The sequence below is a fragment of the Methylobacterium sp. WL19 genome (assembly GCF_008040005.1).
GTDB lineage: Bacteria > Pseudomonadota > Alphaproteobacteria > Rhizobiales > Beijerinckiaceae > Methylobacterium > Methylobacterium bullatum.
The window spans coordinates 1-1644 of sequence record NZ_VRVC01000255.1 but is presented as its reverse complement, the minus strand read 5'-3'; the positions used below and the strand labels follow the sequence as shown (position 1 = coordinate 1644).

Here is a 1644-nt window from a genome sequence, read left to right as displayed (position 1 = left end):
CGCTCCGCCCGCTCGCCCGCGCCGAGGCCGAGCGGCGCGAGAGCCAGGGCCACGTTGGCGGCGGCACTCGCACGGACGAGGCCGGGCCGCTGGAACACGAAGGCGGTGCTCGGAGGAGGACGGTCGGATGGCCCGATGCGGATCGTCCCCCCCGTCGGCGCCAGCAATCCGTCGATGAGGCGCAGGAGCACGCTCTTGCCGGCGCCGTTCGCACCGACGATCGCCGTGATGCCGGAGGACGTCACCGACATGTCGATGCCGTTGAGGATGGGCATGTCTCCCACCCGGTAGCGCAAACCTTCGATGACGATGGGGAGTGCCGTGCTCATCCGTAGGCCCGCATGGCATGGGAGCGGAGCAGCGTGGCGGTCGCGCTGACGACGAGGACGATGGCGATGAGAACGAGGCCGAGGGCCAAGGCGAGGGGCAGGTCTCCCTTCTGCGTCTCCAGGGAGATCGCCGTCGTCATGGTGCGGGTATGCCCGTCGATATTGCCGCCGACGACGAGGACGGCCCCGATCTCCGAGATGGCGCGGCCGAAGGCGGCGAGGACCGCCGTCACCAGGGAGAAGCGCGTATCGTAGATCAGGATCGCGGCCCGCCGGGCGGGTCCGAGGCCGAGGGAGCGAAGCTGCTCGCCGAGATGCTCCTCCGCATCGGCGACGATCTGGCGTGCGAGGGCCGCGATGAGCGGGACGACGAGCACCGTCTGGGCCGCGATCATCGCGCCCGGCGTGAACAGGAGGCCCAGCCCCCCCAGCGGACCGGACCGCGACAGGAGAAGATAGAGGACGAGGCCGATGACCACCGGCGGCAGGCCCATCGCCGCGTTGAGGCATCCCGTGACCAGCCTTCGCCCCGGAAATGCCGACACGGCAACGAGGGCCCCGAGGGGCACGCCGACGAGGGTGCCCAGCCCCACCGCCGACAGGCTCACCCGCAGCGACAGGCCGGCGATGGCGACCACCTCCGGATCGAGGGCGGCGAGCCGTCTGAACGTCTCCTCGAGGGTCTGGAACATGGCCCCGGTGCTGTGCGCGGCGAATGTCTCTCGCAAAACTCCCGCTGCGCCGTGGTGCTTCGAGAAAGAGCCGACCGGGACCGGGAGTTGTGTGAGGCACTCTCGCCCCCTCATGCTATCCCTCTCCCTGCCAGTTCAATAGGAAACGGATTGCCTATGAAGGTGGGATTGATCCTCGACGGGACCATTGCGGTGGCGGGCCGGCAACTCGCCTTCGCCCCCACCCTGGCGCTTCTGGACGCCGTCGCCACGGAAGGGTCGCTGCAGGGTGCCGCGGCGCGGCTCGACCTGTCCTATCGCTCGGCCTGGGGCCGCTTCCAGATCCTTGAGGAAGCGCTCGGGCAGCCCGTCATCCGAAAGACCAAGGGGCACGGCAGCGTTCTGACGCCCTTCGGTGCCGCCTTCCATCAGGCGCTCGGCGGCGCATTGCGGGCGAGCGGAGAGATGATTGATCGAGAAGAAAAGCGGTTGGAGGCGACGCTCGCCGGTCTGATCGGGCGTGCCGCCGGCCCCCTGACCTTCGCGGTCAGCCACGATTCCGTCCTGCTCGACGCTCTGCGCGAGATAGGCGGCATCGCGGTCACCATCGCGGGGAGCATGGACGCCCTCTCGCAGTTGAAGGC

The 1644-nt window shown here is 69.4% G+C and carries 3 protein-coding genes; 1 reads left to right on the top strand and 2 read right to left on the bottom strand.

Features of this window, described 5'->3' with window-relative positions:
* Together FV220_RS24875 and FV220_RS24870 are read right to left on the bottom strand one after the other, a co-directional pair.
* On the bottom strand, positions 1-329 hold a 329-nt coding region (locus tag FV220_RS24875), incomplete at its 3' end, for an ATP-binding cassette domain-containing protein (protein ID WP_147833572.1).
* Positions 326-1021 carry an ABC transporter permease gene (locus FV220_RS24870; RefSeq protein ID WP_056148166.1) on the bottom strand — a complete coding sequence of 232 codons (696 nt, stop codon included), beginning with the start codon at positions 1019-1021 and terminating at the stop codon, positions 326-328. The genes FV220_RS24870 and FV220_RS24875, both read right to left, overlap by 4 nt.
* A gap of 156 nt (positions 1022-1177) precedes the next feature.
* On the opposite strand from FV220_RS24870, the gene FV220_RS24865 reads away from it, so the two are divergent.
* A partial coding sequence (locus FV220_RS24865; RefSeq protein WP_147833571.1) for a LysR family transcriptional regulator occupies positions 1178-1644 on the top strand: 467 nt, incomplete at its 3' end.